General features: G+C 36.8%; 23 protein-coding genes and 1 riboswitch. Of the genes, 2 read left to right on the forward strand and 21 right to left on the reverse strand.

Annotated elements, in window-relative coordinates:
- Nucleotides 1-263: 263 nt before the first annotated feature.
- Nucleotides 264-1,127 carry an Rgg/GadR/MutR family transcriptional regulator gene (locus J0J35_RS03795; RefSeq protein WP_206917855.1) on the reverse strand — a complete coding sequence of 288 codons (864 nt, stop codon included), beginning with the start codon at nucleotides 1,125-1,127 and terminating at the stop codon, nucleotides 264-266.
- A gap of 289 nt (nucleotides 1,128-1,416) precedes the next feature.
- Here J0J35_RS03795 and J0J35_RS03800 point away from each other — a divergent pair, with 289 nt between their 5' ends.
- Nucleotides 1,417-2,346, forward strand: a complete 930-nt coding sequence (locus tag J0J35_RS03800) for an alpha/beta hydrolase (protein WP_206917858.1) — start codon at nucleotides 1,417-1,419, stop codon at nucleotides 2,344-2,346.
- 65 nt (nucleotides 2,347-2,411) lie between these two features.
- On the opposite strand, the gene radC is transcribed toward J0J35_RS03800, so the two are convergent.
- The 12 genes from radC to J0J35_RS03860 all read right to left on the reverse strand — a co-directional run bounded on the left by radC (nucleotide 2,412) and on the right by J0J35_RS03860 (nucleotide 12,865).
- Nucleotides 2,412-3,095 carry a DNA repair protein RadC gene (gene radC, locus J0J35_RS03805; RefSeq protein WP_206917861.1) on the reverse strand — a complete coding sequence of 228 codons (684 nt, stop codon included), beginning with the start codon at nucleotides 3,093-3,095 and terminating at the stop codon, nucleotides 2,412-2,414.
- Nucleotides 3,096-3,197: 102 nt separating this feature from the next.
- Entirely contained in the window at nucleotides 3,198-5,015 is a 1,818-nt protein-coding gene (glmS, locus tag J0J35_RS03810; RefSeq protein ID WP_019294008.1) for a glutamine--fructose-6-phosphate transaminase (isomerizing), read from the reverse strand.
- Nucleotides 5,016-5,166: 151 nt separating this feature from the next.
- Nucleotides 5,167-5,805 carry a deoxynucleoside kinase gene (locus J0J35_RS03815; RefSeq protein ID WP_206917862.1) on the reverse strand — a complete coding sequence of 213 codons (639 nt, stop codon included), beginning with the start codon at nucleotides 5,803-5,805 and terminating at the stop codon, nucleotides 5,167-5,169.
- A 38-nt stretch (nucleotides 5,806-5,843) separates the two neighbouring features.
- Nucleotides 5,844-7,130: a folylpolyglutamate synthase/dihydrofolate synthase family protein gene (locus tag J0J35_RS03820; protein WP_206917863.1), complete on the reverse strand. Its 1,287-nt coding sequence runs from the start codon at nucleotides 7,128-7,130 to the stop codon at nucleotides 5,844-5,846.
- Nucleotides 7,127-7,621, reverse strand: coding sequence for an NUDIX domain-containing protein (locus tag J0J35_RS03825; RefSeq protein ID WP_061413057.1), 495 nt, complete (start codon nucleotides 7,619-7,621; stop codon nucleotides 7,127-7,129). The genes J0J35_RS03820 and J0J35_RS03825 overlap by 4 nt, the downstream gene beginning before the upstream one ends.
- Entirely contained in the window at nucleotides 7,621-8,694 is a 1,074-nt protein-coding gene (gene folP / locus J0J35_RS03830) for a dihydropteroate synthase (RefSeq protein WP_206917864.1), read from the reverse strand. Before folP ends, J0J35_RS03825 begins: the two co-directional genes overlap by 1 nt.
- 1 nt (nucleotide 8,695) lies before the next feature.
- Nucleotides 8,696-9,745: a GTP cyclohydrolase I FolE gene (gene folE / locus J0J35_RS03835; protein WP_206917865.1), complete on the reverse strand. Its 1,050-nt coding sequence runs from the start codon at nucleotides 9,743-9,745 to the stop codon at nucleotides 8,696-8,698.
- A 56-nt stretch (nucleotides 9,746-9,801) separates the two neighbouring features.
- Complete coding sequence (folB, locus tag J0J35_RS03840; RefSeq protein ID WP_019294014.1) at nucleotides 9,802-10,149, reverse strand: dihydroneopterin aldolase; 348 nt, start codon at nucleotides 10,147-10,149, stop codon at nucleotides 9,802-9,804.
- Entirely contained in the window at nucleotides 10,142-10,729 is a 588-nt protein-coding gene (yihA, locus tag J0J35_RS03845; protein WP_019294015.1) for a ribosome biogenesis GTP-binding protein YihA/YsxC, read from the reverse strand. The genes folB and yihA overlap by 8 nt, the downstream gene beginning before the upstream one ends.
- 180 nt (nucleotides 10,730-10,909) lie before the next feature.
- Complete coding sequence (gene clpX / locus J0J35_RS03850) at nucleotides 10,910-12,148, reverse strand: ATP-dependent Clp protease ATP-binding subunit ClpX (RefSeq protein ID WP_019294016.1); 1,239 nt, start codon at nucleotides 12,146-12,148, stop codon at nucleotides 10,910-10,912.
- Nucleotides 12,149-12,179: 31 nt separating this feature from the next.
- The gene (locus J0J35_RS03855; protein ID WP_014024827.1) at nucleotides 12,180-12,353 is read right to left on the reverse strand and encodes a hypothetical protein; all 174 of its coding nucleotides are present in this window, start codon (nucleotides 12,351-12,353) and stop codon (nucleotides 12,180-12,182) included.
- Nucleotides 12,350-12,865: a dihydrofolate reductase gene (locus J0J35_RS03860; protein WP_019294017.1), complete on the reverse strand. Its 516-nt coding sequence runs from the start codon at nucleotides 12,863-12,865 to the stop codon at nucleotides 12,350-12,352. Before J0J35_RS03860 ends, J0J35_RS03855 begins: the two co-directional genes overlap by 4 nt.
- A gap of 488 nt (nucleotides 12,866-13,353) precedes the next feature.
- Between J0J35_RS03860 and J0J35_RS03865 the strand changes: the two genes are divergently transcribed.
- Complete coding sequence (locus tag J0J35_RS03865; protein WP_206917868.1) at nucleotides 13,354-13,857, forward strand: tRNA (cytidine(34)-2'-O)-methyltransferase; 504 nt, start codon at nucleotides 13,354-13,356, stop codon at nucleotides 13,855-13,857.
- A gap of 74 nt (nucleotides 13,858-13,931) precedes the next feature.
- Here J0J35_RS03865 and J0J35_RS03870 read toward each other — a convergent pair whose 3' ends face one another.
- The 8 genes from J0J35_RS03870 to cbpB form a co-directional block, all read right to left on the reverse strand.
- Complete coding sequence (locus J0J35_RS03870; protein ID WP_206917869.1) at nucleotides 13,932-16,034, reverse strand: MucBP domain-containing protein; 2,103 nt, start codon at nucleotides 16,032-16,034, stop codon at nucleotides 13,932-13,934.
- Between the two features lie 291 nt (nucleotides 16,035-16,325).
- Nucleotides 16,326-17,627: a nucleobase:cation symporter-2 family protein gene (locus J0J35_RS03875; RefSeq protein ID WP_061413052.1), complete on the reverse strand. Its 1,302-nt coding sequence runs from the start codon at nucleotides 17,625-17,627 to the stop codon at nucleotides 16,326-16,328.
- Between the two features lie 17 nt (nucleotides 17,628-17,644).
- Nucleotides 17,645-18,238: a xanthine phosphoribosyltransferase gene (locus J0J35_RS03880; protein WP_019294022.1), complete on the reverse strand. Its 594-nt coding sequence runs from the start codon at nucleotides 18,236-18,238 to the stop codon at nucleotides 17,645-17,647.
- Nucleotides 18,239-18,396: 158 nt separating this feature from the next.
- Nucleotides 18,397-18,494, reverse strand: a riboswitch (purine riboswitch).
- A gap of 86 nt (nucleotides 18,495-18,580) precedes the next feature.
- The gene (locus J0J35_RS03885) at nucleotides 18,581-19,297 is read right to left on the reverse strand and encodes a pseudouridine synthase (RefSeq protein ID WP_206917870.1); all 717 of its coding nucleotides are present in this window, start codon (nucleotides 19,295-19,297) and stop codon (nucleotides 18,581-18,583) included.
- Complete coding sequence (scpB, locus tag J0J35_RS03890) at nucleotides 19,284-19,853, reverse strand: SMC-Scp complex subunit ScpB (protein WP_086582690.1); 570 nt, start codon at nucleotides 19,851-19,853, stop codon at nucleotides 19,284-19,286. Before scpB ends, J0J35_RS03885 begins: the two co-directional genes overlap by 14 nt.
- A gap of 16 nt (nucleotides 19,854-19,869) precedes the next feature.
- Nucleotides 19,870-20,586, reverse strand: coding sequence for a segregation/condensation protein A (locus tag J0J35_RS03895; protein ID WP_206917871.1), 717 nt, complete (start codon nucleotides 20,584-20,586; stop codon nucleotides 19,870-19,872).
- Nucleotides 20,583-21,311, reverse strand: coding sequence for a site-specific tyrosine recombinase XerD (xerD, locus tag J0J35_RS03900; protein WP_061413051.1), 729 nt, complete (start codon nucleotides 21,309-21,311; stop codon nucleotides 20,583-20,585). The genes J0J35_RS03895 and xerD overlap by 4 nt, the downstream gene beginning before the upstream one ends.
- Nucleotides 21,268-21,732: a cyclic-di-AMP-binding protein CbpB gene (gene cbpB / locus J0J35_RS03905; RefSeq protein ID WP_019294026.1), complete on the reverse strand. Its 465-nt coding sequence runs from the start codon at nucleotides 21,730-21,732 to the stop codon at nucleotides 21,268-21,270. Before cbpB ends, xerD begins: the two co-directional genes overlap by 44 nt.
- Nucleotides 21,733-21,748: the final 16 nt, after the last annotated feature.

The raw sequence follows: 21,748 nt of genomic DNA on the forward strand, positions 1-21,748 counted from the left end.
ATGTAACTTAATCGGTTGTATTATACCGCCTATTTTTGCAAAACTCAATGGCTAAACGGCTTTGTTTAGGATACTAAACAAAGAATTTTTCAGGAATGCCCAGTTTATATTAGTCTGTTTTATAAAGCACAGTTTTGAAAAACAAAAATATTCAGACAATTATTTCCAAACACTTTTAAGATATTTAAAACAAGACGAAAATAAACATAAGAAAACAACCAGTGAAAAAACACTGATTGCTTTAAAAGTTGTAACAGATTCTCTCAGTTTATCAATAAATAACTTTTTTTCTTACTATTAATTGTATTTTTATAGTAAAATTCCAGTATATTTTTAAGTTCTATAGCCTCTACATCTAGTAAGATACGCAAGGAACGTCTGACTATTTTGTTTCCCATTTGGCTGTCTTCAAATTTATAAATACAACATCCTTCCAAAAACATGCCAACAACTTTTTCCGTGATATCAATTATAGGCGGTAGTCCTTTTAGATACTTAATTAAACCCTCCGCTTCTTTTTGCATTCCTTGAGTGATAAGTAATAGAATGATTTTCACAATAAGTCGAGCAAAGAGAGGTCGATATTCCCGCCGTTCGCGGAGATATTCATATTTCGATAAACTTAACTTATTAATAATCGAAAGTGTAAGATTTTGGTCTATCTGAGGCATTACATTAATAAATAAATTGAGCTCATATCTACTCCACATCTCGCAATTATTAAAAAAAGTCTCAAGTTGCGTTTTTTCTTCCACATCGAGATTCTCGTAACATGCCTTAGCCGCCAAAGCAATGAAATAATCTTCTTCAATCTCATAATAAATATTGTCATGATAAATCTTCATGAGTTTTTCTTTATTACGCGTCATATAAGCCCGTTCAATCTCTCGAAACTGTATGATAAAATATTCTGATTCACTGTTATTAATCATCAGAATATACGAAGTCATTGTTACATTCATCTTTTGAAGGGCCATATCCAATTTATCAAATGAAAGTAATGTTTTTCCATTCTCAAATTGTGATAACGTGCCTTTCGAAATTCCAAGGCTTTCAAAATAGCCTAGTGTCTTTTTATGCTGTTTCCTCAGCGTTCTAAAAGATTCACCATATTTGCTATAACTCATTTATTCTCCTCAAAAAAAAATCAAGTGATTCAAGCATTTCTTCTTAGACCTAATGAAATGCTTAAAACGCTTGAGCGTTATTCCCGGTGGAATTATATTTTATTTTTTTTGTATTTTTAACATGGATACAAAAGAAAATTACAAGATATAGTTTAGCATATTTTTTAATCATAATACGATACATTGGACTACAGAATGTTCATATTTCAAGATTTTAAACAATTTATATTAGATTGTCTATACCACTCTTTTAAGTGTTATAATAGTTTAAGTGAAAAAAGGAGCCTCAATGAAGAAAAAGTTTAAGATATTGACAATAATTTTTTTAATTATTCTGATAATAACGATAACATCATTAACATTTTATATGTATAATTTCGCATTTGTACCCGGAAACAAAAGTTTTGTCCCACATACTGGCCAAGATAATCCTGTAAATCTTAAAGCCAGCCAATGGCTTAAGTCTACGAAAAAGCAAGAATGGCATGAAAAATCAGCAACAGATAATTTGAAACTCAATGCTTATTATATTCCTGCACAAAAAGAAACCCCAAAAACCATTATAATTGCTCACGGTTACTTGGGCAAAAAAGAAGATATGGCACGCTATATGAAAATGTATCATGAGCTTGGATACAATGTCTTAGCGCCTGATGATCGCGGGGCAGGAACATCTGAAGGCAACTATATTGGGTTTGGCTGGCCAGATCGTTTAGATTATGTTAAATGGATTGACAAGGTTATTGAGTATAATGGTCAGGAGAGTCAAATCGCCTTGTTTGGTGTAAGTATGGGAGGCGCAACAGTCATGTTTACTGCAGGAGAAAAGCTCCCTTCTCAAGTCAAAGTAGTTATTGAGGACTGTGGATACAGCAGTATTTCTTCTGAACTCACTTACCAACTAAAAGAAATGTTTCACCTTCCAAAATTCCCTCTCGTCTACACGACCCAGTTCCTTGTCCAAGCGCGTGCGCATTACAACTTCGGGGAGGCAGATGCTACTAAAGCTTTAAGCCGGTCAACTCTTCCTATCTTTATCATCCACGGCGCAGAGGATAAATTTGTACCAACAAAAATGGCAGAAGAAAATTTTAAAGCTGCTCATTCTCCTAAAGAATTATGGATTGTACCAAAAGCCCAGCATGCACAGTCCTATATAGTAAAACCTGAGCAATATAAGCAACGGACAGCTGATTTTTTAAATAAATACATGAAGTAAAACTGTATGAACTGAGGACGTACCTTAAACGTTATGTTGTATCCCTTGCCTTCCTCTTTCCCTCGTCAACTTTCCAATAAACCCTCTTCTCTAAAACTCAAATAAGAAGCCTGTCCCGTAATGATATGATCTAAAAGGTGAATACCTAAATTATCGCATGCTTGCTTAAGATTTTGGGTAAATAATTTGTCTTGTTGGATTGGCTGTGTAAGCCCCGATGGATGATTATGTGCAATGATAATCCCTACAGCTAAATTTTTTACCGCATGATGTAAAATTTCTCGTGGATTAGCAATGGAATGGTTCACAGCACCAATAAAAATCGTTTTTTTCTGGATAATGCGATGTTGTGCATCTAGATAGATTGCCACCAAATTTTCCTGTTCAAAATCAGACATCTCATCTGCTAAACTCAATCCAAATTGCTGAGATCCTATCACCTGACCATATCTTTTTCTTTGGGTTGTGTGGATTCGTTTGCCCAGCTCAATCATCGCCCGAATTTCCAAGGCTTTAATAGGTCCGATACCGGGAATTGCTTTCAACTCTTCTAGAGACGCACGCCGAAAATCTTCTAAACTACTAAAGGTGTTCAAAACCCGGTCAGAAAGTCCCATAACATTTTCTTTTTTACTGCCTGTACGGAGTAAAATAGCTAAAAGTTCTTGTTCATTCAGCTTTTCAGGTCCAAAAATGATCAATCTTTCTCGGGGTCTCATAGGATATTGTTCTTCTTTAATCTGATACACGACTTTCTCCTTAGTCATTTATACGAAAAAAGAGTCTAAGTATCACTCCTGTTTTAGAAAATAAAAAAAGTGGTTTTTGATAACCCACTTTTTTATTTCGTTTTATTCAACTGTTACAGCTTTGGCAAGATTACGTGGTTTATCAACATCCAATCCACGTTGGACAGTTGCGTAGTAAGCGATAAGCTGTGTAGGAACCACCATTGAGATAGCTGAAAGATAAGGATGAACGTTATTGATAACGATATCGTCATCTTCACGCGCTACAGCTTCTTCTACAATCGTAATTGCTGAAGCTCCACGTGCCACTGTTTCCATAACGTTTCCACGTGTGTGTGCCGCAACTTCTTCATTATTTGAAATCAAGGCAATAACAGGGGTACCATTTTCAATTAAGGAAATTGTTCCGTGTTTGAGTTCTCCAGCAGCAAAGCCTTCACATTGGATATATGAAATCTCTTTTAATTTCAAGCTGGCTTCCATGGAGACGAAGTAGTCTTGCTTGCGACCAATATAGAAAGCGTTTCTTGCTTCTGGTAAAAGCTTAGCTACTACGTCGGAAATCAGGTCCTTTTCTGATAATGTAGATTCAATAGATTGAGCCACGAGTGAAATTTCTTTAACCAAGTCAAAAGAAAGTGACTTAGGATTTTGGTCTGCATCGCCTACAGCTTTTGCTAAGAAGGCAAGCGTTGCAATTTGCCCAGTGTAAGCTTTTGTAGAAGCAACCGAAATTTCAGGTCCAGCACCGATTAACATTGTGTATGTTGCTTCACGTGACAATGTAGAGCCAGGAACATTTGTAACCGTTAAACTTGGATAACCAAGTTCATTTACTTTTACCAATACCTGGCGGCTATCTGCAGTTTCACCAGATTGTGAAAGGAAGATGAACAAAGGGTTTTTACTCAATAATGGCATACCGTAACCCCACTCAGAAGCCACGCCAAGCTCAACTGGTGTATTTGTCAGCTCTTCGAGGATTTGTTTTGAAGCATAACCTGCATGAAGTGATGTTCCTGCCGCAATAATATAAATACGATCTGCTGCTTGAACTGCTTTAACAATATCCGTATCAACAGTTAGTTGGCCATCTTGATCGGTATAAGTTGAGACCAATTTACGCATTACTGTTGGTTGTTCATCAATTTCTTTGAGCATGTAGTAAGGATATGTTCCTTTACCAATGTCAGAAAGATCAAGTTCTGCTGTGTAGCTTTGGCGCTCAATCTTATTTCCTTCGTAATCCATAACTTCTGCCTTATCTTTAGTTAAGACAACCAGTTCTTTGTCATGAATTTCCATAAATTCAGATGTTTCACGAATCATCGCCATGGCATCAGAACACACCATATTGTAGCCGTCTCCCAAGCCGATAAGTAAAGGAGATTTGTTTTTCGCAACATAGACTACATCAGCATCTTCAGCATCCATAAGAGCAAAAGCATAAGAACCTTCAATAATAGAGAGTGCTTTTTTAAATGCTTCAAGTACAGAAAGTCCTTCTTCTTCTGCAAACTTAGCGATGAGATGAACAGCAACTTCTGTGTCTGTTTGACCTTTAAATGTATCTTTAGCGAGATATTCTTCTCTGATTTCGGAGAAGTTTTCAATTACACCATTATGTACTAAAACGAAACGTCCTGAAGTAGAAGTATGAGGATGCGCGTTATCTTCAGTTGGTTTACCATGGGTCGCCCAACGTGTATGACCAATCCCTGTTGATCCTGTAACGTTATCACCTGTTTTTGCCTCTAAATCTGCAATGCGACCTACAGATTTTACAAGATTCGCTTGTCCGGTACCATCAGCAACAAAGATTCCTGCTGAATCATAACCACGGTATTCAAGTTTTTCAAGACCTTGCATTAGAATGTCTGTTGCATTACGATTTCCGACAACTCCTACGATACCACACATATTAATTTCTCCATAAGCTAATTGGTATAGTTAGCTTTTTCTTTATTTTTCGTCAATAAGAATATGATAATACAATGTTTTGCATTTGTCAAGAATAATAAATCATTAATTGGTATAGTTTTTATTAAGTAAAAAAAATAAATCTTCCGATTTACTTTAATTGTAATTTGAATAATGCTTTATCTATTTCTGTAAGTACCTTTTCGAGGTCTTCTGCATTATTTACGAAGTCAAGTGCGTCTCCATTAATCTGTATTTTAGGTGACATATCATAATTTTCATACCAGGTCGGGTATTCTTCATGAACTTGATGATAATATGCTTTTAATTCAGGCTGATCGTCAATCTGTTCAAAACTGCGGCCACGTTGCGCAATCCGGGAAAGCATTGTTTCAAAGCTCACATCAATATAAACAAGTAAGTCAGGCCGCTTTTTAGGCATTCCTTCCATTTCCTCGAGCATATTACTGAGCAAGTTCTGATAGATTTCTAACTCTGTTTTGGTAACATTGCCATTTTTATAGTTTAGAGTTAGGAAAAGTTCGTCTTCAAAAATTGACCGGTCAAGGACATTATTCTCTTGAGTATAAGCCATTTTGATTGATTCAAAACGCTTGTTCAAAAAATAGATTTGTAACAAAAAAGCATACTTTTTTGGATCTTGATAATACAAATCAAGAACCGGATTATTATCTACTGCCTCATAGTAAACATCTGTTCCAAGATGCTCCCCTAAAGCTTTTGCTAAGCTTGATTTTCCAGCTCCTATTGTTCCTGCTAAAACAATCACAGTTTTCTTCCTCCTAAAGTCCATCAAGGACTGTTTTTTTATTGATCTGACTCTAAGATGTATGCCCTAATTTGAGACATGAAATACAAAGAACCGGTCATTAAAAGTACATCGTCTTTCTGTAGATTTGCTTTTAATGCTGAATATGTGCTCTTCCAATCTTCTGCCAATGCTACATTTTCTTTTTCTAAGTAAGTAAAATCTTCTAATTTTAAAGCTTTCGGATAATCAAAAGTTGTCAAAATAAGCTCAGAATTATCAACAGTTTGCAACATTTTAATCATTTCAGTAATATCTTTTGTGACCAGAGCTGAAAAGAGAATCGTAATTTTACGACCTGAAAATTCATTTTTTAAGTTTTCCAAGAGTCGTTGCATGGCATGTACATTATGCGCCCCATCAAGTAGTGTTAAAGGAGCTCGGCTGATTTCTTCCATGCGCGCTGGCCAGAAAGTTCTTTTTAACCCCTTTCTGATTGCTTCTTCTGAAAGTGATAATCCTACTTTCTGCGCGTAAACCATAGTAAGTTTAACAGCAAGTGCTGCATTATCTATTTGATGAAGACCAAGTAAGGATTTTTCCAAGTTGAGCAAGTGAATTTCATCATCCTTGTAATTAAATCGCTCATTTTCAAGGATTTCTACCTGATAATCAATACCGTATTGATAATGCTGCGCTTGATTTTTTTGAGCTGTTTGCGCAATAACAGCTAGAGCTTCGTCTGCTATTTTCCCTGTCACCAAGGGTGTATTCGGCTTAATGATTCCTGCCTTTTGGGCAGCTATCTTTTCTAGGGTATCCCCTAAGATATCCATATGGTCCATCCCAATTGTTGTAATTGCAGTTGCTACAGGTTGAATGACATTAGTACTATCTAAAAGTCCCCCTAAGCCTACTTCTATCAAAGCTACATCAACGTGTTCGTCTGCAAAATAGCGAAAAGCCAGAGCGGTAATAATTTCAAATTCTGTGATGCCAGCAAGATTTTCATCCTTATCCATTTCTTCTACGAATGGTTTTAGTTGCTCAACATACATGATAAGCTTGTCATCAGGAATAGGATGGCCATTAATCGCCATCCGTTCGCCAAAAGTCGCAATAAAAGGACTGGTAAAAGTAGCCACAGTCAAGTCCAACTGCTCCAGAATACCTCTGGTAAAAGCAACAGTTGAGCCTTTGCCATTTGTACCAGCAACATGAAGCATTGATAACTCTTTTTCAGGGTTTCCAAGCAATTTGAGCAAGGCTTCAATTCGTGTCAATCCTGGACGAATATTAAATTTAAGACGAGAATGTATCCATTCTAGTGCTGTTTCGATAGTCATGTTAGGCTTGTTTTCCCTTCTAGAAAATACTTTTTAAATTCCTCAGGTGCCTCTGTTTTGGAAAGCAAAAAAACAGGCAACTCTGCCAGTTCAGAAGGCTCATCCCGCAATTTAAGGAGATAACGAAAATCAATGTGCTGATGTGCTTTTTCTTCCTTAACCGCATTATAGGGAATATTAATAAGATTCACATCTATAAGACGTGGTGTATCAGCTGTCAGACCTGTCTCTTCATGGAATTCACGTTTTGCCGTCTCGTAGGGTTTTTCCCCTTCTTCGACATGTCCAGCAGGCAGCAAGAGTTCTTTTTGGTAGGGATGCTCGATAAAATACATTTTCTCCTCTTTAAAAACGACAGCAGATGCTGATAGTTGCAAATCCGGATTCTGTTTTCCCTCAAGTCCTTTTTTATTGCGTAAAAGAGCAATTACCTGTTCTTGTTTTTTAGAACTTTCTAAAACAGAAAGTTCACGTATCAAATCATTATACATTAGTATTTTTGGTATATATTAAAATTATCAATTAAACGTCGTGTTGCTGCAACATCATGTACACGTAGGACACGCCCACCATCCATCATCATTTGATTTTCAAGAACCAATGTTGATAAAAGACGCTCATCTACTTCCATATTCATAAGATTGGTCATAAAAGATTTACGAGAGATTGCGACCATCACCGGCAAACCTAGGCAAGTCAATAGTTCAGTCGTTTTTAGGCGCTGTAAAGAGTCAATTCCTGTTGCTCCGCCTGAAAAACCAACGCCTGGGTCTACACATATTTGTGCATTCGCAATGTCAAGTTGATTTAATTCTTTCTGTTTCTCTGTAAAATAGACTGGCAGTTCTTGATAAACATTATCTGCGTAATGCATACCTGCTCGACCATTATTCATAGCAACCAAAGCCGGTTGATATTCTTGCATCAACTGTAGTTTTTCAGGTGTATCAAAACCATCAATATCATTAATAATATCTGCACCTGCATCCAGTACACGCTGCATAACATAGGCTTCATCAGTGTCTATAGCGATAACTGCTTCCGGAAATGCCTTACGAATACTCTGCAAGGGCTGAGCGAGACGTTGCCATTCTTCTTCTGGCGAAATATCTGCGTAACCTGGACGAGAAGACTTTCCTCCAAGTTCAATGACTTGTGCCCCCTCTTGCAAATCCTGTTCTACTCGTTGTAGGATAAAATCCAAATTGAGATTTTCTTCTGCACCATCATAGAATGAATCTGGTGTGACATTGACAATAGAATAAACAATCGGATCCAAAGTCAAATCAAAAGAGAAATTCTGTCCTGACCAAATAATCTGATGACGTTTAAAAATGCGCTCCAAATCCAATTTTTCCTGAGATGTCGGCCAAGCCTTAATCAAATCCGCCAATTCATAAATCGTTAAAAAAGTCAGCAAATCATGATTGTCTACGAGAACTTTTGCTCTTACACGGTACAAAAGATTATCCAATTTAGCTTTTTCTTGGCTGCTCATCTCAGTAAAACAGATAGAGATGTGCTTCAGAGAAAAACAATCAGTGTTTTTTTCAATGATTTTCATTTTAATTCAAGCTTTCTAAAAATTCGAGACGTGTTTCTCTGCTTTCTTCAAATTCACCCATGGAGAAAGAGGTTTTTGTTTGGGAATTTCCTTTTTTAACACCACGCATTTCCACACACATATGACGCGCTTCGACAACAACTGCAACACCTTTTGGCTCTAAGATATCATTTAAGATTTCCGCTATGTCTCGCGTAATGTTCTCTTGTACTGAAAGTTTATGCGAAACGTAGTTGACCAAGCGCGGTATCTTGCTTAAGCCAATAATATTGCCATCTTTAGGGATATAGGCTACGTTTGCCTTACCAAAGAAAGGCAACATGTGATGTTCGCACATCGAGTAAAAGGGAATGTCCTTGATTAAGATAGTTTGATCCTGGTCTGTTTTTTCAATTTTAAAGAGTTTATACTCCTCAAATTGCGTTAATTTTTGTGAAGAGAGAATTTCTTCATACATTTTAGCTACACGTTCTGGCGTTTCTAAGAGTCCTTCCCGTTCAGGATCTTCACCAACAGCTGAGAGAATTTCTCGTACAGCAAGCTCAATACGTTTTCTAGCGGGCTTTTCCGTCGGAATTTCTACTATTTCTTGTTCAGTATCCTTGAGCTTTTCAATAGCTTGTTTCACTTGTTGCTCGTATGAGAAACCAGGCTCTAAAATTTCCAAAAGTGGCACAAGAACAAAAAGGCGATTAAAGACTTCTTTGTGCGGAACCATCAAATCTTCCTCTAAAATTTGTTCGTTTCCGTAAAATAAAATATCGATATCTATCGTGCGTGGTCCCCAATGAATTTTGCGAACACGATTTAATTTGGCTTCGATTTTATGAATAAGCTCCAATAGCTGGCTAGCTTCAAGTGTCGTTGAAATCTTCAAGGCCATATTGACAAAGTCATCTTGCTCCACTCCCCCGACAGGTGAGGTTTGATAAAACTTTGATCTTCTATCTATTAAAATGGCCGAATCCTGTCCCAATAAGCTTACTGCATCTTGCAAGTAAGCTTGCTTGTCTCCAATATTGCTCCCTAAACTCAAATAAACCGTTTGCATCACTTTCTTGCTTCCCCCCTTAGAAAGCCGTAAATATTTTCTAAAAGTTAAATATTTTAACCGACCATTTCAATTTCGACATTGTCAAAGATTCCTGCAATAGGTACAGCCAATTTGCGGATATGTACTTCTACTGTTTTCACTTTATTGTTTTGTTTAATGGCTTGAATGATATCGAAAGCCAACTTTTCAATCAAATCTGCACGTGAGACTTCAATTATTTCCGCGATACTCTCATAAAAAGCAACATAACTCAAAGTTTCGTCAAGCTCATCTAAACCAGAGTAGGAAAAATTCGTGGTAACAATCAAGTCAATTTCTAAATTTTGCCCTAAGATCTTTTCTTCAGGTAAAACACCTATATGTGAAAAGAACTTCATATTGTTAATCTTAATCTTATACATATTGTTCAATGGCTTTCCAAGCCTCCTCGATTCCTGTTTTATCAAAACTAGAAAAGATTACAAAATCATCTGTGCTGTCAAATTGCAAGGCTTTTTTTATCACTGAGACATGCTTGTTCCATTTACCGCGTGGAATTTTGTCGGCCTTTGTTGCAACTAAAATTACAGGAATATCATAGAATTTCAAAAAAGTGTACATCAGCTTGTCATCTTCAGATGGTTCATGTCGTAAATCAACGAGAGCAACCACCGCTTTAAGATTAGGCGCTGTAGTGAGATATTCTTCAATCATCTTACCGAACTTTTCACGCTCTTTTTTCGAAACACGTGCATAGCCGTATCCTGGAACGTCTACCAAATGAACCGTATCATCTACATTGTAAAAATTTAGGAGCTGCGTTTTACCTGGCGAACTTGAGGTACGCGCAAAGTTCTTACGGTTTAATAAGGTATTGATAAAGCTTGATTTTCCAACGTTAGAGCGACCAGCAAGAGCAATTTCCGGCATGTCTGTCTCTGGATATTGCTTGGCAGAGGCTGCTGAAATAGTCAGTTGTAAATTATTAGGGTTTATTTTCATTATTTCTCTCTTTCCTTGTGTGTCAAACTATTTTAGATAGTTGCGCAAGGTTTATTTAAAGTCTTTTTTAGGGAAAAAGGATCACAAATCACATCTCTCCCTGTCTATTATCATTGATTTACTAAAGGTAAATCAATGATAATAACAAGAAAACCATGAGCACTCATGATTTTCTGTTTTTTATTTTTGAATATAAATGATTTCTGCTTCTGCTTTATCACGCACAGCTGCTTCCGTAATAATCACTTTTTCAATATTATCATGACTTGGTATTTCAAACATGATATCCATCATCACTTCTTCAATGATTGAACGTAAGCCACGTGCACCTGTTTTACGTTCGATAGCTTTCTCAGCAATGGCATGCAAAGCTGCATCCTCAAATTCCAGTTCCACATTGTCATAGCTTAACAACTGCTTGTATTGCTTGATAAGTGCGTTTTTAGGCTCGGTCAAGATACTGATAAGATCAGCTTCTGTCAAACGTTCAAGCGCAGCAACTACAGGCAACCGTCCAATAAATTCAGGAATCAATCCGAAAGTTTGGATATCTTCAGCAATGATTTCTTGCATATAAGATTCATTGTCAGACAAGGCCTTATTATTTGTGCCAAAGCCGATAATTTTCTCACCTAAGCGTTGTTTGACAATTTCTTCAATACCGTCAAAGGCTCCGCCTACAATGAAGAGAATGTTTTTAGTATCAATTTGAATCATCTCTTGGTTAGGATGTTTACGTCCACCTTGTGGGGGAACGCTGGCAACTGTACCTTCGATAATTTTTAAGAGGGCTTGTTGTACACCTTCACCGGAAACGTCACGAGTGATAGAAACATTTTCTGATTTTTTAGCAATTTTATCAATTTCATCAATGTATATGATACCACGCTCAGCACGTTCAATATTGAAATCACTAGCTTGCAGCAGTTTGAGCAAGATATTTTCAACATCTTCACCGACATAGCCTGCTTCTGTCAAACTTGTAGCATCAGCAATAGCAAAAGGAACATTAAGCGACTTAGCTAAAGTTTGTGCCAAAAAAGTTTTCCCTGAACCTGTAGGACCAATCAATAAGATATTAGACTTTTGAAGTTCAACTTCTTCGTCATCTTGACCTGTAAAGTTGATGCGTTTGTAATGATTATAAACAGCAACCGCAAGTGCACGTTTTGCACGCTCTTGCCCGATAACATAACCATTCAGATGATCCAACATTTCTCTTGGGGTCATTACAGGAGTGGTTTCAAATTCTTGAGCCATTTCCTCGCGCATCTCTTCTTCAATCAAATGGCTTGATAGCTCCACACATTCGTCACAAATATAAACACCGACACCGGCGATAAGTTTCTTTACTTCTGGTTGGCTCTTGCCACAGAATGAACAATATATATTTTCGTTTTCTTTTGTATCGTTAGACATTTATTTCTCTTTTTCTAGATTTTAAACATTTTTAGGAAAATAAAGTTCCAAAAAAAGCATGAATGGAATTTACAATATTCGTAAAGGCATTAAGAAGAAAAATAGTTCCTAAGCCCCAGCGTTTTTTGCGGAAGCATTGCAGTGCAAGTATTACACATATTGCGCATAAAACAGCGGTAAATAAGCCAAAAATAGATTTTGTCACGGCTTTTGTTTCTCCTTCCGCTCATATTTTTCTACGGTAAAGTCATAAGGATTTTGCTCGTCTTTTTTGTGATAATCCGCTGACACCTTCGCATACTTCGAAAAATCAAACGTATCAGGGAAATATGTATCCCCCGCAAATTCTCCATGAACAACCGTTTTATAGAGCGCTGATAGCTCCTTTTCGAAAAGAAGGAACATCTCTGATCCGCCAATGATATATAAATCACGCTCTTGATTATTATACCATTCTATAACTTCGGATACACTATGCATGATTAAGACACGTTCATTATCTTCTTTAGGGTAAGCTTCATCTCGTGTAAGGACGATAGTGATACGTCCAGGAAGCACGCGCTTATTCATGCCTTCAAAGGTTTTGCGGCCCATCAAAATCACTTGATGATAAGTTGTCTTTTTAAAATGTTCGAGTTCAGCAGGTAAACGCCAAGGTAAATGACCATCAATGCCAATCACTTTTTTCTCATCTTCTGCCCAGATAGCGTAAATCATTTTATTTCACCTACGTGCTTTTCTTCAATTGCTTTGAAAAGCCAATCATCCTTTTAAACAAAGATGTTCCTTTCTTTTGGGATTTTAAGGCCATCTATTTCATACACAAATAGCTGATGAAATTCATAAAGAATCCTTCAAGACCTTATTTATTAACCGTTTAAACAGTTAATCTCTCGCTGTTCTCTCAGAAGCTTTTTTCTGCTTTGAGGGATAGAATTACCTTTCCTATTATACCAAAAAACACCTTTTTTTACTTTAATTTTTCTTATTCAGAAAAAAATGAAAAAAATTTCCATTATTTCCTTTACTTTTCCTTAAAGATGTGTTAAGATTACTCTATCAATTAATTTGTTTCAATCAACCCTGTTATGATTAAAGCAAATTAGTCCCCCAACTAGGCTGCTCGCTGAGACCATACTCCGAGCTACCTAGTTTTTATTTTTGTAAAAATGTAAAACCCTTACAAAAACGGAATGGAGAAAATTATGAATCATATTGCACTTTTCGAACCACGTATCCATTTTAACACTGGAAATATTGCGCGCACTTGCGCAGCTACTAACACTACCTTACATTTGATTGAGCCTTTCGGCTTTGAAATTACCGATAAAAATCTCAAAAGAGCTGGATTGGACTATTGGGATCAGGTCAACATTGTTTATCACAAAAATCTGGATGATTTTATCAAGCACGTAGATGGGAAACTATTTTTAGTTAGTAAGTTTGCGGATCAAGTATATTCAGGTGTTGATTATACGGAAACTTCAGAAGACTACTACTTCCTCTTTGGACGAGAGGATACTGGTTTACCAGAAGACTTTATGCGAGAAAATGCTGAAAAATGTATTCGCATTCCAATGAATGATGAACATGTACGTAGTCTAAATCTTTCTAACACTGCTTGTATGATTGTCTATGAAGCGCTTCGTCAGCAAGAATTTTCTGGTTTGGAGCTTAAACATACTTATGAAAATGACAAACTAAAATAAATCTACTCTTTCTTAGTTGAAAGATAAAAATTTAAAGAAAAACGGAAGTTATAGCGTGTAACTTCCGTTTTTTATTATTTATTAATTTTCTTGAGACGAAGTGTAAGCCCAAACAGAGCTAAAACCAAGAAAGTCAGTCCTAAAATAAAATTGATTAGAGTCATATTTTCACCTGCCTTGGGCAAAAATTTTTGCTTTGCTGAAGCTACTTGATCTTTTTCTCCACCTTTAGGAGTTTCAGTTGCTTGAGAAATCGTCTTATTTTTTGTATAGATATAACTTACAGTTTGTACTTGGTCTGTATAATGACCTGTAGCATTACCACGAACTTCTTTGAAAGTATAACCTTTGATATCTTTCTTTTCAGTGCTATAACCTTCTCCAACAATTCCTGATTTTACAACGTCTTCCGAAATTGACTGGCCATTCGTATCTACATATTGGACAAGGACAGTTCCAGTTACATGAGGAAGTTCATTCTTAGTATAAACATAAGTGACAGTTTGGGCTTGATCAGTGAACTTACCTGATGCATCACCTTGAACTTCTTTAAATGTATAGCCTAGAATATCTTTTTGCTCTGTCGTATACGCTTCTCCAATATTTCCTGCTTTTATCACATCATCAGAAATTTTATTGCCTTCTATGTCCACGAATTTTACAGTAATATCACCACCTTTTACAGGTTGAGCTTCTTTTACAGTAATTGTGGCTACAGCAGAATATGTGCCTTGATTTTCAGGGTTTGAAAAGAAATTAGGTACAAACCTGGTATACGTGACTTTATAAGTTCCTGCTTTTGTCGTATCGACTTGCCCTTCAACATTTATATCTGAAAAAGGAACCGCATTTCCATAATAATCTGTGGCACTGTCAAAGTTATCCTCTGATTTCCATGTATCACCAACTGTTAGTTCTGAGTCATGTACAATAACTGTTGATTTATCTTTGTGTTGCTCATAAACATACGTGACAGTTTGAGGTTGATCTGTAAATTTACCGGAGGGATTACCTTGTACTTCCTTGAAGGTGTAACCTGCGATATCTTTTTGTTCTGTTGTATAAGCTTCTCCAATATTTCCTGCTTTTATCACATCTTCTGCGATAGGAGTGCCTTCTGTATCTACGTACTTCACAGTTACATTCCCTGCTGCTATGGTGTAAGGTTGCCATACATAGGTATCGCTTTTAGCATTGGAATTGAAGTTCTGAGTGAGTTGCTTACTTGTCCAAACATCTGCTCCTTGCGGATGCGAAAGCGAACCTGTCCCAACATTTTGCCACTTCCCTGTGTATTGATTATTTGCTGAAATTTCTGGAAGCTCCACGTTGACACTATCCGTAACCCAAAAACGGAATTTATCGCTAAGTTTTAGCACCTTTAAAGAAGTTGTATTTTGGAAAAAACGTGACATCTCATAGCCTGTTATCCATGATTTTTCTAATTGTGTCATATCAAAACCTGAAAGATCAAGAGCTTCTAAAGAAGAATCTCCCATAAATACACCTTGTGCAGAATATAAAGGAGTAAGTCGCCACTGAGACAAATCTAGTTCCTTTAATTTGGGCATCTCTGAAAAAGCATAAGTAATGGCAATCATATTTGAAACATTCCAATTTGAAACATTTAATGATTCCATATTTGTCGCACCATTAAGAAAAGAAAATATCGTTGTAACATTGGATACATCCCAAGAAGTCAAGTCAAGACTTGTCAAGCTCGCACAACCTCCAAACACCCGTTGCATCTCAGTGGTATGAGAAGTATTAAGTCTTTCAATACCCTCAATACTAGTGAGATTCGTTAAATAATCAAATAAATTACTTAGTATATTTCCAGCAACAACGTCGCCTTCAAAACGAATACTTGTTATCTGCTTGCTCCATTGATACCAAGGACTCAGTCTTGCGCCATTTTGGTTCACCGGTGTGTCAGAAAACGTTCCAGCTCCAATGTGTAACACACCTGATGAATCAATTCTCCACGGTGCTGTCCCAAAAGTTCCTGCTGCGATATCACTTGAGCTTGCCTGAACTTCAACATTTTCTGGTGAAGCCTCTGGGGTTACTTCTTGGGTTTCTTCTACTTTTGGGGTTTCAGCAATAACTTGTAATGTGGGTGAGATAGCTCCCAACACTATCGTGCTTAAAGCGATTGCATGAGTCAATTTTTTCATATATTAATCCAATTTCCCTTGATATTTCGTTTGCGCGAAAAAGTACGGTTTGTTGGAAACAAAAAAACTTGACAATGCCGGTAATAAAGCCTTTCTAAGCTGAAGTTTATCATAGAAAATCATGCATGGGCTATTGCATAGATAAAAAGATAAAGGTATAATGGAGATGTATCGGTTATGTGAAAAGAGATGTGTTAGAAAAACCGTACTTTTATTGAAATATGCTTTTTATACCTCAGAATAGAAAAAAACAGCTAGCTATAACTGGCTGTTTTTCTTATATCCTTCATCTTACTGTGTGAATTCTGTTGAAGTTATGTTGATTTTTGATTTACGCTCTGAATTTAAAACGAGATTAAGCAAGATAGCTGAAACAGTACTTACAACAATTCCATTAGAAAGGAAGATTTGTGCCCAGCTTGGTAAACTTACAAAAAGGTTACTTGAGTTAAAACCAACGCCCATCCCAACTGAAACAGCTACGATAAGCAGGTTTTGATTATCTTTGTAATCTACTGTACCAAGCATATTCACACCTTGCATGGCAACCATTCCAAACATGATGAGCATAGCTCCACCGAGTACGGGAACTGGAATAAGTTGAGCAATTGCTGCAAACTTAGGAATCAACCCTAAAACAATCAGAAAGCCAGCAGTGAAATAAATAGGCTTACGTGATTTAATACCTGATAACTGTACTAATCCAACGTTTTGTGAAAAACCTGTATAGGGGAAAGTATTGAAAATCCCACCAAGCAAAACAGCAAGACCTTCTGAGCGATAACCGTTACGCAAACGTTTTTCAGATAATTCCTCACCTGTCAAGTCAGACAAAGCTAAGTAAACACCTGTTGATTCGACCATTGAAACAATGGCGATAATAATCATCATCAAACAGTCAACCAGATAAAAACGTGGCATTGCCATACGGAAAGGAATCGGCAAGTGGGCCCATGGCGCTTGATTGATCGCAGAGAAGTCAACCATATGTAAGCTTGCTGCTAAAATTGTTCCTGCAACTAAACCAATCAAGATAGCAATAGAACGAATGAAGCCCTTTGCAAAGATATTTACCAAGACAATAACCAAGATGGTAAATCCCGCAAGCAAGAGACTATTGGCTGTTGGAGCTGCTTCGTTATTACCCATATTTCCTACTGCAACAGGAATCAAAGTTAAACCAATCGTGGTAATTACTGAACCAGTAACAAGTGGTGGGAAAAATTTACGAATTTTAGAGAAAACTCCTGCAAAAGCGATAACGAAGATACCTGAGGCAATTAAGGCACCAAACATCGCGCCATCACCATGTTTTTGACCAATAATAATCAGTGGGGCAACGGACTGAAAAGCAACGCCCAAGACAACTGGAAGACCAATCCCAAAGTTTTTGGTCATCTTTAATTGCAACAAAGTCGCCAAACCACACATAAAAATATCGGCCGAAATCAAATAAGTCAATTGCATAGCACTATAATTGAGGGCTGAGGCAATCATAATAGGAACAAGTATTGAACCTGAATACATGGCGAGTAAATGCTGCAAACCTAAAACTGCAGCTTGTCCGTTGGCTTGTCTTTTTGTATTAAACATTTCTTCCCTTCTCCTTCTTAATCCCAAGCAGCATCATCTGCTGGCGCAAAGACGACTTGACCTGACTCAAACTTTTCAATACGGGCTAGAGAAGTCACTGTTAAGCCTTTCTCCATCAATAGATCGCGTCCGGTTTGAAAACTCTTTTCAATGACAATACCGATACCAGCAACTTTTGCGCCTGCCTGTTTGATCAGCTCTTCGAGACCAAGCGCAGCTTGACCATTGGCTAAAAAGTCATCCACAAGTAAAACAGTATCTTCAGAAGAGATAAATTTACGAGAAATTGAAACTGTTGAAGTAATTTGTTTTGTAAATGAAAAAACCTCTGTTGTCAATAATTCTTCATTCATTGTGATATTTTTGGATTTTTTAGCAAAAACCATGGGTACACCAAGTGCTTCTGCTGCATAAAGTGCTGGTGCAATACCGCTTGCTTCAATCGTTACAACTTTAGTGATATTTTTATCTTTGTAAACTTCAGCAAAGCGCGCACCAATCGCTTTCATCAACTCATAATCGACCTGATGCGTAAGGAAGCTGTCCACTTTTAATACTTGGTCTCCCAAAACTTGTCCATCAGTTGCGATACGATTTTCCAATAACTTCATAACTTCTCCTATAACATTTATAACTCAAGACTGGCTTTGGCTCTAATACGCACAAAAACTCTACCCGATAAGGTAGAGTATTTCTAGACGACAAAAAGAAGATATTATTTACGACCTTTAAATGTAAACGATGAAAATTTCGATTTAAAGATAGGACTGTACAAATAGAATCCTCTTATTGTCCTGCCTTTACGGTGCAGGGTAGAAACACTTAGCCATATCCTAAGCATAAATAAGATTTTTAATATTGATACAGTATATCGCATTTTATTATTTTTAGCAAGAAAATATCGTAATAAATAAAATTTTTTCAAATATTTATCAGAATTGTTCGGAATTTACTTATTTTTTTGCTTCATTTACCAATTGTGAAACTTCTTTTTTGGTCAGGCGACGGTAGCGACCAGGGACTAAACCATCTAAACTTAATGGTCCATATTGAACACGGCTAAGTTTTTGGACAGGCAAACCAACTGCAGCAAACATTTTCTTAACTTGATGATTTTGTCCTTCATGGATTGTCAAGCTAACAAGCGAGCTGTTTTTCGCTTTGTCCTGTTTCATAATCTCATAACGTGCTGGGCTCACTTTTTTTCCATCAATGGTCATACCTAAAGTCAAAGGACGCAAGTTTTCCTTATTGGCTTGCCCTTCAACCTTAGCGATATAAACTTTTTCAACACCATGGCGCGGATGTGTCATCAAGTTGGTAAATTCTCCATCATTAGTCAGCAACAGGAGACCACTTGTGTCCCAGTCTAAACGACCGACAGGATAAATGCGCTCCTTTCCTGAAGGGAGCAACTCCATAACGGTTTGGCGCCCCTTATCATCGCTTGAGCTTGAGATATAGCCGCGTGGCTTGTTAAGCATATAGTAAACCGGTTCTTCGTTATAAACAGCTACACCGTTGACTTCAACGATATCTCCTGATTCTACTTGATAGCCCAGATTGGTCATTGTAACGTTGTTGACAGAAACTTTTCCTGATAGAATAAGTTCTTCTGCCTTACGTCGGCTGGCGACACCTGCATGTGCCAAAAATTTATTGATTCGCATTTAATTCCTCATTTTCGTTAAATAATACTTGTTTTTCGCCAATAAATTGGCTTTCATCTATTTCCGGTAGCTCTGACAAGTCATTGATACCAATATAATCTAAAAAGAACTCTGTTGTTCCATAAAGTCCTGGACGACCAACAACTTCAAGCGTACCTGTTTTTTCGACCAAATCATAAGCACGCAGTGTTGAGAGCGCTCCACTAGAGTTGACACCACGTAATTGATCGATTTCTAGGCGCGTAATCGGCTGTTTGTAGGCAATAATCGAAAGTACTTCTAAGGCAGAACGTGACAGACTTTGATTTAGTGGCGTCTTCGCATAGTTTTTAAGAATATCAGCAAAGCTATCTTTCGTTGCTAACTTATATTTCCCAGCTGTTTCGATAATAGTTAGTGCAGATTCTTCATCGGCTTGATATTTCTCAATAAGGCGCTCAATTTGTTGTTCACAAGCAAACTTACTCATGCCTGAAAGCTCTGATAGTTGATTTAACTCCAGTCCTTCTTCACCCGTAACAAAGAGTAACAGCTCCAAAGTAGCTGTTTTATTCAGATTGTTCATCTTTCGTTTATCCTCTTTCTAATAGAATTTCACCAAAAACTTCTTCCTGCTTAAACGTTACTTGTTGTGTTTTTATGAGCTCTAGTAAAGCCATGAAAGTGGTCAAAAGTTCTTCTTTCGATGTCTTCTTCGAAAACAGAGAACTAAACTTACACGTCTTTTTCTTTAAAAAGTAACGGGATAACTCCACTATTTTATCGGAAATTGAGAATTTCTCTGCCTCTATTGTTGTATTCTCATCTGTGAAAGACTGTTTTTGTAAGGCTAAAACATTACTGAAAGCCAAAAATAAATCCAGACTGTTATGATCTTGTAAAAGTACTGCATCTTCTCCAATAATTTCCGTTTTGGCTTTGGAATAATACTGACTACGAGCTGCATGCATCTGGGCAATATCTTCGGATAGTGCTTTATATTTTCGATACTCATCGATTTGTGCCAGCAAATCTTGTTCCAACTGTTCAGTATCTTCGATGAATTCCTCGGCCACTGTAGGCAAAAGGCGACGGGACTTTATCAGCATTAACTGACTCGCCATGACCATATATTCACTGGCAATTTCCAACTCTAATGTTTTCATGGCCTTCAAAAAGTTCAAATATTGTTCAATAATCGGAACCAAAGGCACCTCAAAAATATCAACTTTATATTGCCCAACCAAGTGCAAAAGTAAATCTAAAGGACCTTCAAAATCATTGATTTTTATCTTTATTTCTTCACTCATTTATAGTATTTCTCTAAAGTAGTTGTTGTAGATAGCCCTAGAGCTTCTGCTAATTCGTATACGGTTTTACCCAGCCGCACTTGTTGTAAGATATATTGTTCGCGTAATTCTTTTGCTGTTAAATCCGTATATTTTTTTAGTTCTAAATAAAGAAATTGACGTGATTTGGTAAACAATTCATCAGCATTGTTTATTCTTTGGGTATAAAGTGCAAACTTATCACGTATTGGTAAAACACGCTTTAAGCCGGACTTCTCAACAGTAAGAATTCGGAATTTCCAGTTGAAATTTTCCCACCTTAAGTGCTGTATTTCTGAAAAAGTTAATCCAAACTCAAGAATTAAAAATGCTAAAAAATGACCAGGAGAAGTCACCGGTTTGTAAACGGATGACATATTCTTGATTTCTAACTTTTTCTTTACTTCTTTCTTTGGTGCATTTACTTGCTGAATTTTATGGTATTCTTTCAATAAATTTTTATCGTAAAGATAGAGAAGAAACTGATTTGCACTTGATATCTTGCGGCGTTGTGCTGCCACAGCCAATTTTTTCAAAGACTGACGATAAAGCATGAGCGACTCACGAGAAATTGTTCTTTTCTCAAAAAACTCGGCAAAATTTCGTAAATCATAAAGATAATTTGATTTGGTATTTTCTGAGAAATTTTTACTCTCTAAAAAATTAGGAATTTCGTTCGATAATATCATATTTTTTACTAAATTCATGGGCAAAAGCGTTAATGGCTTTAAGAATTTCTTGACGTGCAATAATCCCCACAAACTCGGTTCTTTTTACTACCGGCAAGAAAGGCTCTTTAACCAACTTATGTAAGATTTCTTCCAATGGTGCTGAGGGGGAGACTGTTTCTATCTCAGTGTCCACAATCTCTGATATAGGTGTATTCATCGATTTTTCATAAAAGAAATCTTCACCCATCTCAAATTCGACAATATCTGCCAGCCCTAAAACGCCGACAAACTCTTTATCTTTAGTGAGAACAGGAACTCTCGAATATTTATACTGACTGAGCAATAATTTTGCATGAGAAATATTATGTTCGTCACATAAAATAGCTACGTCATCAGCATCTTTTATAAAAGTTTCGCTTTGTTCTAAGAAATATTTTTCAATAGCTTTATCAATCATTTTCACTCTACCTCTT

It is taken from the genome of Lactococcus sp. LG606, from assembly GCF_017309645.1.
In the GTDB taxonomy this organism is placed as follows: Bacteria; Bacillota; Bacilli; order Lactobacillales; family Streptococcaceae; genus Lactococcus; species Lactococcus petauri.

Bases quoted from the DNA above. Each gene is read 5' to 3' on its own strand.
- glmS (WP_019294008.1), bottom strand. From the start codon at position 5,015: ATGTGTGGTATCGTAGGAGTTGTCGGAAATCGTAATGCAACAGACATT.
- clpX (WP_019294016.1), bottom strand. From the start codon at position 12,148: ATGTCTAACGATACAAAAGAAAACGAAAATATATATTGTTCATTCTGT.
- J0J35_RS03865 (WP_206917868.1), top strand. From the start codon at position 13,354: ATGAATCATATTGCACTTTTCGAACCACGTATCCATTTTAACACTGGA.
- J0J35_RS03870 (WP_206917869.1), bottom strand. From the start codon at position 16,034: ATGAAAAAATTGACTCATGCAATCGCTTTAAGCACGATAGTGTTGGGA.
- cbpB (WP_019294026.1), bottom strand. From the start codon at position 21,732: ATGATTGATAAAGCTATTGAAAAATATTTCTTAGAACAAAGCGAAACT.
- J0J35_RS03885 (WP_206917870.1), bottom strand. From the start codon at position 19,297: ATGCGAATCAATAAATTTTTGGCACATGCAGGTGTCGCCAGCCGACGT.
- J0J35_RS03825 (WP_061413057.1), bottom strand. From the start codon at position 7,621: ATGTATAATGATTTGATACGTGAACTTTCTGTTTTAGAAAGTTCTAAA.
- J0J35_RS03875 (WP_061413052.1), bottom strand. From the start codon at position 17,627: ATGTTTAATACAAAAAGACAAGCCAACGGACAAGCTGCAGTTTTAGGT.
- folP (WP_206917864.1), bottom strand. From the start codon at position 8,694: ATGAAAATCATTGAAAAAAACACTGATTGTTTTTCTCTGAAGCACATC.
- J0J35_RS03880 (WP_019294022.1), bottom strand. From the start codon at position 18,238: ATGAAGTTATTGGAAAATCGTATCGCAACTGATGGACAAGTTTTGGGA.
- J0J35_RS03895 (WP_206917871.1), bottom strand. From the start codon at position 20,586: ATGAGTGAAGAAATAAAGATAAAAATCAATGATTTTGAAGGTCCTTTA.
- J0J35_RS03795 (WP_206917855.1), bottom strand. From the start codon at position 1,127: ATGAGTTATAGCAAATATGGTGAATCTTTTAGAACGCTGAGGAAACAG.
- folB (WP_019294014.1), bottom strand. From the start codon at position 10,149: ATGTATAAGATTAAGATTAACAATATGAAGTTCTTTTCACATATAGGT.
- yihA (WP_019294015.1), bottom strand. From the start codon at position 10,729: ATGAAAATAAACCCTAATAATTTACAACTGACTATTTCAGCAGCCTCT.
- J0J35_RS03860 (WP_019294017.1), bottom strand. From the start codon at position 12,865: ATGATTTACGCTATCTGGGCAGAAGATGAGAAAAAAGTGATTGGCATT.
- xerD (WP_061413051.1), bottom strand. From the start codon at position 21,311: ATGAATTTAGTAAAAAATATGATATTATCGAACGAAATTCCTAATTTT.
- J0J35_RS03800 (WP_206917858.1), top strand. From the start codon at position 1,417: ATGAAGAAAAAGTTTAAGATATTGACAATAATTTTTTTAATTATTCTG.
- J0J35_RS03820 (WP_206917863.1), bottom strand. From the start codon at position 7,130: ATGACTATCGAAACAGCACTAGAATGGATACATTCTCGTCTTAAATTT.
- folE (WP_206917865.1), bottom strand. From the start codon at position 9,745: ATGCAAACGGTTTATTTGAGTTTAGGGAGCAATATTGGAGACAAGCAA.